The following is an 8,210-nucleotide window of genomic DNA, read 5'->3' on the forward strand; positions in this document are numbered from 1 at the left end:
TAGAAGCATTAAAGATTGTGAGGATTTGAATATGTCAGAACAAGCACAAAGGCAAGAGTTACACCGCAAAATTTGGGCGATTGCAGACGATGTTCGTGGGGCTGTAGATGGTTGGGATTTCAAGCAATACATTTTGGGTATCCTTTTTTACCGTTTTATCAGTGAAAATTTCAAGACCTATATCGAGGGTGGTGATGAGAGTATTAACTACGAAGAAGTGCCAGAAGAGCTAATCACGCCTGAAGTCAAGGATGATGCTGTTAAGACCAAGGGCTATTTTATTATGCCTGCACAGCTTTTTTCAAATGTTGTGAGAACAGCTCGTAGTAATGATAACTTAAATACTGAGCTCAAAGAAATTTTTGATGCCATTGAGACGAGTGCTACGGGTTATGCCAGTGAAAATGATATCAAGGGTCTTTTTGACGATGTGGATACCAGAAGTAATAAGCTAGGAAGTACCGTCTCGGAGCGTAATGAACGCCTAACGCTCATCCTAGAAGGTATTGCTAGTCTTGATTTTGGTCATTTTGAGGACAATCAGATTGACCTCTTTGGGGATGCTTACGAGTTTTTGATTTCTAATTATGCTTCTAATGCTGGGAAATCAGGTGGAGAGTTTTTCACACCGCAGAGTGTGTCACGTCTGCTAGCTCGTATCGTCATGCTGGGTAAGGATGAGAAGAATAAAATCAATAAGATTTATGATCCTGCCTGTGGTTCAGGATCTCTTCTGCTTCAAGCTAAGAAGCAATTTACAGAGCATATCATCGAAGATGGTTTTTATGGTCAGGAAATCAATATGACCACCTATAACCTTGCTCGTATGAACATGTTCCTTCACAATATCAATTATGATAAGTTTAGCATTGAGCGAGGAAATACGCTGCTGGACCCTAAGCATGGCAATGCTAAACCTTTTGATGCGATTGTGTCCAACCCTCCGTACTCCATCAAGTGGATTGGGAGTGACGACCCGACGCTGATCAATGATGACCGTTTTGCACCAGCAGGGATTCTGGCACCCAAGTCTAAAGCGGATTTTGCCTTTATCATGCATAGCCTTTCTTATTTGTCTAATAAAGGCAGAGCGGCTATTGTGACCTTCCCAGGGATTTTTTATCGTGGCGGTGCGGAGCAAAAGATTCGTCAGTATCTTGTAGAAGGAAACTTTGTCGAAGCTGTTATCCAGTTACCTGATAATCTCTTTTTTGGGACATCTATCACGACCTGTATCCTTATTCTTGCTAAGAATAAGGACACAACGGATGTTCTCTTTGTTGATGCTAGCCAGCAGTTCAAAAAAGAGACCAATAACAATGTCTTGACAGAAGAGAACATTGAGAAAATCCTGTCAAGCGTTGAACATAAGGCGAATGAAGACTACTTTGCTCAACTCATTTCCCAAGAAAAAATTGCGGAAGCGGACTACAATCTCTCTGTATCTACTTATGTGGAAAAAGAGGATACGCGTGAGAAAATAGATATTGATGTGCTCAATAAAGAAATTGCTGAGACCGTGAAAAACATTGACCGCTTGCGGGCTGAGATTGATAAGATTGTCGAGGAGTTGAGCTGATATGACCTACATTGATGAAATGATAAAAGAGCTTTGTCCAAATGGGGTAGAGTGGAAAGAGTTGGGGGAAGTTTGCGAAGTTAATAAAGGGAAGCAACTTAATAAAACCTTGTTAACAGCTGATGGTGAGTATCCAGCTTATAATGGTGGCAAAACTTACTCAGGTAGAACCGATAGCTATAATGTAGAAGCTAATACGATTATTGTTAGTCAAGGAGGTGCATCCGCTGGTTTTGTCAATTTTGTTGAAACTCGTTTCTGGGCTAATGCACATTGCTATTATTTATTGCCGGATATGGCAGTAGTGGACAATCGCTATTTATACCATTTTCTAAAGATGAATCAGAATTATTTGATGGAATTTCAACACGGAGCAGGTATTCCAGCTTTGAAGAGTGACAAGCTAACAAAGTTAAAAATGCCTATTCCTCCTCTAGAAATTCAGAACGAGATAGTCAAAATACTTGACAAATTCACGGATTATGTTACAGAATTGACCGCAGAATTGACCTTCCGACAGAAGCAATATTCTTATTTTAGAGATAAACTCCTAAGTTTTGATGATGAAAGTATGGGGGGGCGAACAATAAGGTTTACACTGTCCAGTGGAAAACGCTAGGGGAGGTGGCAAGGTTGAAAAATGGTCGGGATTGGAAAAGTTTGCCGTCTGGAGAAGTGCCAGTTTATGGTAGTGGTGGTGAGATGGGAGAATTTGTCTCTGATTATGCGTATGACAAACCGACTGTTTTGATTCCTAGAAAAGGCTCAATATCTAATCTGTTCTATCTTGATAAACCTTTTTGGAATGTCGATACAATCTATTACACCGAGATTGATGACAGTCAGATGATGCCGAGATATTTTTACTATTATTTGACAACTGTTGATTTAGAGAGGTTATCGACTAATCCAACTAGACCGAGTTTGACACAGGCTATTCTGGACAAAATAGAAATCCCCCTCCCTTCTCTGGCTATCCAATCCCGCATCGTTCAAGTGTTGGACAACTTTGACACGGTTTGTAACGACCTCAATATCGGCCTACCCAAAGAGATTGAGCTTCGTCAAAAACAGTACGAATTTTTTAGAGATAAGCTCTTGACCTTCACCGCCGAAGGCGTGTATACTGACAGTACAGTACAGTACAGACAAGACCTGATTAGGCTCTTGACTTGGGTCTTTGGACCTATACGAGTGGAGTTGGGGGCTGTCTGCAACTTGGTGCGTGGGAACGGCTTGCAAAAGAAAGATTTTGTGGACAGCGGTTTTCCTTGTATTCATTACGGACAGATTTATACCCACTACGGTTTGGCGACAGACCAAACCAAATCATTTGTTAGTCCTGAGTTAGCTCAAAAGCTCAAAAAAGCGAGTTATGGGGATGTGATTGTTGCGACGACCAGTGAAAATAGTGAAGATGTCGGGAAGTCACTGGTTTGGTTGGGGCAGACGGAGGCTTGTATTGGTGGTCACTCTTGCTTATTGAAATCAGAGCAGTTAGGGAAGTATCTTGTTTATTACATGCAAACAACTGATTTTCAGAGACAGAAAGAGAAAATGCTTGTAGGGACAAAAGTTGTTGAACTTTACCCTAAAAATCTAGCTCGCATTCAGATTATTCTACCATCATTGGAAGAACAAAACCACATCATCTCAATTCTTGATCGCTTCAATACCCTGACTACAAACCTTGTCCAAGGTCTGCCCGCTGAGATTGAGCAGCGACAAAAACAATATGCTTATTGGCGGGATAGGTTACTTAACTTTCCTTAGGAGGAAGAAAAGATATGGGAAATGATATCAAATTTGAAAGTTTAGCGCAAATTTCGGATAATATTATTTCTAGTAATAAAAAAGTCCATTTGCTATATGCATATAATGCTACTGGGAAAACTAGACTTTCTATGGAATTGAAAAACAAGGTAAATGAGACTGATAGTGATGGCAATAGGATTAAGCACCTTTTATATTTCAATTCATATACAGAGGATCTTTTTACGTGGGACAATGATTTAGAAAATGATGAAGATCGATATTTGATTTATGATAAGAAGACTTATTTTGGGAACTTCCTTGAAGCACAGCAACTCTTCGAACGTGCTGTAGAAAATTTTCAAAAGTATGTTGGTAGATCTATCGATGTTGAATTTCAAGATATCATTGAAACAGTTAAAGATGAGTTCGGAAATGTTCAAAGAAATAACAGGGGTGAGGCACTAACAATTAGTAACAAAAAGAGTATACGATTCAAAGTAGATGGGCAGACGATAAAGGTGTCTAGAGGAGAAGAGCGGATTTTTGTTTGGTCTATTTTCTTAACACTCCTTGAAATTATTATTGAAGATTTGACAGAGTCTCCAGACACATCGGATTTTTCAGAAATAAGCTATGTTTATATTGACGATCCTATATCTTCGTTGGATGACAATAATATCATTAATGCTGCAATTTATTTAAGTGATGTTATAGGTAGTGCTGAAAATACTGATTTGAAATTTATAGTCTCGACTCATCAAGCGTTATTTTATAATGTACTTTATAATGAAATTCGATTCGATAGAAGAATCAAAAAAAAGATTTTTCACGTCATGAAAGCTACTGATGAAATGGAGGATGAGAGACAATTTAAATATTTGTTGACAGATGTTGAAGGGGATTCTCCATTTGGATATCATCTCAGAGTGAGAGAAGCATTGAGAAAAGCAATTCAGGATGATCAGGTGGAGAAATTCCATTTTGCTCTTTTTAGGAATCTAGCGGAAAAAACAGCGACATTTTTAGGTTATGGACGATGGGAAAATGTCTTATTAGGTTTGGATGTTGCCGGATATGTTATAACGTCTGAAAATATTAAACCCTATACACAACTTATCGATTTGTACACTCACAATAGACATGCTGATTTAGAATACAGAGAGTTACCTCCTCACGAGAAAAATACTCTTATAAATTTATTTAATAGCTTTGACTCAAACTATCGATTTAAAGAGGAGCAGCAATGACTGACATTATCCAAACAGACACTATTTTAGAATCTAATAACTTCATCGTTTTAGATAAATACACTAAACTTGCTCAGCCCAGCACCTATCAGACGGAAGCAGACCTGGAGCGAGAGCTGGTTAGTGATTTGCGACAGCAGGGGTACGAGTACCTCAACAATCTGACGACACCAGAAGCTCTTTTAGCTAACTTAAAGACCCAGATAGAGGCCCTCAACAGTGTGATTTTTTCTGAGGCAGAATGGGCACGTTTTTTAGAAGAGTACCTTAATAAGCCTAGTGACAGCTTGATTGACCGCACTAGAAAGCTCCACGATAACCACATCTACGACTTTATCTTTGATGATGGGCATATCCAAAATATCTATCTCTGGGATAAGAAAAATATCAGTCGTAACAAGCTTCAAGTCATTAATCAAATGACTCAAGTTGGGACTTCAAGCAATCGTTATGATGTCACCATTTTGGTCAATGGGCTGCCCTTAGTACAAATTGAGCTTAAAAAGCGTGGGGTGGCTATTCGTGAGGCTTTTAATCAGGTTCACCGTTACAGCAAGGAGAGTTTTAATGAAGAAAATTCACTCTTCAAGTATCTCCAGATTTTTGTCATTTCAAATGGGACGGATACTCGCTATTTTGCCAATACCACCAAGCGGGAGAAAAATTCTTTTGACTTTACCATGAATTGGGCACTAAAAAATAATGAGCCAATCAAGAATTTGAAGGATTTTACAGCGACCTTTTTCAGTCAGCAGACACTTTTAAACGTTCTCATCAATTATTCAGTTTTTGATACCAGTGATACCCTCCTTATCATGCGTCCCTATCAGATTGCGGCGACGGAGCGGATTATCTGGAAGATTCGCTCGGCCATTGACAGCAAAATCAAGAGTGGTCCTGAGACTGGCGGTTATATCTGGCATACGACGGGGTCTGGTAAGACTTTGACCAGTTTTAAGGCGGCGAGACTGGCGACTGCGAAGGATAAAGTGGACAAGGTTTTCTTTGTGGTTGATAGAAAAGACTTGGACTACCAGACCATGAAAGAGTACCAGCGTTTTTCTCCTGACTCAGTCAATGGGTCAAATAGTACGGCTGGACTGAAACGTAATATTGAAAAAGATGACAATAAGATTGTAGTCACGACGATCCAAAAGCTCAATAACTTTATGTCGAGTGAAGCACAGCATGAGATTTACAATAAGCAGGTGGTCTTCATCTTTGACGAATGCCACCGTTCACAGTTTGGCGAGGCTCAAAAGCGCTTAAAACAAAAGTTTAAGAAGTATTGTCAGTTTGGTTTTACAGGGACGCCGATTCTTCCAGATGTCTATGATAAGGATGGAAATCTTATTCGTAAGGGGAATGCTTTGGGTTCAGAAACCACAGTTTCTGTATTCGGTAGGGAGCTCCACGCATACGTCATTACCGATGCTATCCGCGACCAAAAGGTATTGAAATTTAAGGTGGATTACAATGATGTTCGTCCACAGTTTAAGTCCTTAGAAACTGAGCAAGATTTGGAGAAATTGTCTGCTGCGGAGAATAAAAAAGCCCTGCTTCATCCAACACGGATTGCAGAGATTTCAACTTACATATTAGAACATTTTAATCAAAAGACCCACAGGCAAAACGGCAAAGGTTTTAATGCCATGTTTGCCGTCTCCAGTGTTGATGCGGCAAAAGCTTACTATCAAGAATTGACTGCCCAGCAAGCTGACAAAGATACACCTTTGAAGATAGCGACCATCTTCTCTTATGCAGCAAATGAGGAGCAGGCTGCGATTGGGGAGATTGATGACGAGACATTCAGCCCTGCTGACTTGGCAGATATTAGTAGCAAGGAATTTTTGAGTAGAGCGATTTCCGATTATAATCGCCTGTTTCAGACCAATTTTAGTATCAATGGCAATGAGTTTCAAAACTATTACCGTGATTTAGCTAAGCGGGTCAAGTCTGGAGAAGTGGACTTACTGATTGTTGTCGGTATGTTTTTGACTGGTTTTGATGCTCCAACCTTGAATACACTTTTTGTGGATAAAAACTTACGCTATCATGGGCTTATTCAGGCTTTTTCTCGAACGAATCGGATTTACAATGCGACGAAGACTTTTGGAAATATCGTCACCTTTCGTGATTTGGAGAAGGCAACGACAGATGCGATTAAGCTTTTTGGGAAGACTGAGACGGCTGATATTCTGTTGGAGCGCTCTTACGACGACTACATGACTGGCTATATTGAAGCTGGTCAAGAGCAAAAAGGGTATTTGGAAGTCGTTAAAGAATTGCAGGAAAAATTCCCGGATCCTGCGACGATTAGTAAAGAAAGTGATAAGAAAGAATTTGTGACCCTATTTGGTCAGTTCTTGCGTTTGGATAATATCTTGCAGAACTATGATGATTTCATGAGTTTGCAGGCTTTGCAAGAGTTAGATGTTACAGACGCAGAGGCTGTGGCAGAGTTCAAAGAACGTTTTCATCTGGACGACGAAGCCGTTGCGGAACTTTCTAAAATGGACATCCCAAGTATTCGTGAGATTCAAGATTATCGCTCTACTTACAATGATATCAAGTCCTGGTATGACAATGAGAGGCGGAATCAGCAGAATAGCGACTCCGAAATTGATTGGGATGCGGTTGTTTTTGAAGTAGAGTTACTGAAATCACAGGAAATCAATCTGGATTACATTTTGGAATTGATTTTTGAAACCAACCAAAAGGTATCTGATAAGAATCAACTCATTGAAGAAATTACACGAACTATCCGTGCTAGTCTAGGTCAAAGAGCTAAGGAAAGTTTGATTGTGGATTTCATCAATGCTAGCGACCTGGATAGTTTTTCCGAGAAGTCAGATATTTTAGAGCAATTTTATGCATTTGCTCGTCAAAAACAAAAAGAAGCAGTAGCTCATTTGATTAAGACAGAAGGGCTGAATCCTGAGAGTGCAAGCCGTTATATTCAGATGTCACTCAAACGAGAGTACGCTAGTGAAAATGGGAATGCTCTCAATGAAGCACTTCCTAAGATGAGTCCCCTCAATCCCCAATATCGTACCAAAAAGCAGACGGTATTTGAAAAAATTGTGGATTTGGTAGAGGTATTTAAGGGGATTGGTGGAGAAATTTAACCATTATTATTTCTGCTAAAATTAGAGGTTGGAATTTTAAGAGATATTAAAAGCTCTATAACAGTAATATGACAAAGCAGATTTTGATTTATTTGGAAACGAAAATTACTAAAAATAAGTCTAAAATTTAGAACCTGTATTCACAAAATTATAAAGCCCTTAAAAGCCGACTAATGTGTGATCGTTTGACAAAAGCAACCTCTGACGATACGGACTTTTCAACATCCTTAGCTAATCTTCGAGAGTGGTTCAACCAAGAAAAAATTCGCTCAACAACCCAACGTTTGGGAATGATTTGCCAGCTACCCTTAATTTTTTCAGAAATATCTACCGGGCAACCAAATTCCTCCATTATCATCTCCTCAAAACTTTTCCGATAACCAGCATCGCCTGAAAAAGCCTTGATGGTTGGGAATGTTACCATCACTTTGCGAGCTACGAAAAAGCCTGATTTTGTGTCGTGCAAATTAGCTGCATGAACCACCACATCAAGAAGATTTA

General features: G+C 39.5%; 6 protein-coding genes. 5 read left to right on the top strand and 1 reads right to left on the bottom strand.

The features are described 5' to 3' along the window. The first annotated feature begins 31 nt into the window (after positions 1-31). Genes ACMZ6Z_RS08575 through ACMZ6Z_RS08595 form a run of 5 tightly spaced genes read left to right on the top strand, consistent with a single transcriptional unit; the run spans position 32 to position 7,709 of the window. Positions 32-1,579 carry a type I restriction-modification system subunit M gene (locus tag ACMZ6Z_RS08575; protein ID WP_416132140.1) on the top strand — a complete coding sequence of 516 codons (1,548 nt, stop codon included), beginning with the start codon at positions 32-34 and terminating at the stop codon, positions 1,577-1,579. Between the two features lies 1 nt (position 1,580). Further along, a complete protein-coding gene (locus ACMZ6Z_RS08580) occupies positions 1,581-2,198 on the top strand; it encodes a restriction endonuclease subunit S (RefSeq protein ID WP_416132135.1) in 618 nt (205 codons plus the stop codon). 5 nt (positions 2,199-2,203) lie between these two features. Then, positions 2,204-3,352: a restriction endonuclease subunit S gene (locus ACMZ6Z_RS08585; protein ID WP_416132136.1), complete on the top strand. Its 1,149-nt coding sequence runs from the start codon at positions 2,204-2,206 to the stop codon at positions 3,350-3,352. A 14-nt stretch (positions 3,353-3,366) separates the two neighbouring features. Beyond that, positions 3,367-4,581: an anticodon nuclease gene (locus ACMZ6Z_RS08590; RefSeq protein WP_416132137.1), complete on the top strand. Its 1,215-nt coding sequence runs from the start codon at positions 3,367-3,369 to the stop codon at positions 4,579-4,581. Beyond that, complete coding sequence (locus ACMZ6Z_RS08595; protein ID WP_416132138.1) at positions 4,578-7,709, top strand: type I restriction endonuclease subunit R; 3,132 nt, start codon at positions 4,578-4,580, stop codon at positions 7,707-7,709. Before ACMZ6Z_RS08590 ends, ACMZ6Z_RS08595 begins: the two co-directional genes overlap by 4 nt. A 148-nt stretch (positions 7,710-7,857) precedes the next feature. On the opposite strand, the gene ACMZ6Z_RS08600 is transcribed toward ACMZ6Z_RS08595, so the two are convergent. Next, the coding region (locus tag ACMZ6Z_RS08600; protein ID WP_416132139.1) for a transposase at positions 7,858-8,210 on the bottom strand (353 nt) is incomplete at its 5' end.

The organism is Streptococcus pluranimalium, from assembly GCF_047785705.1.
Taxonomy (GTDB): domain Bacteria; phylum Bacillota; class Bacilli; order Lactobacillales; family Streptococcaceae; genus Streptococcus; species Streptococcus pluranimalium_A.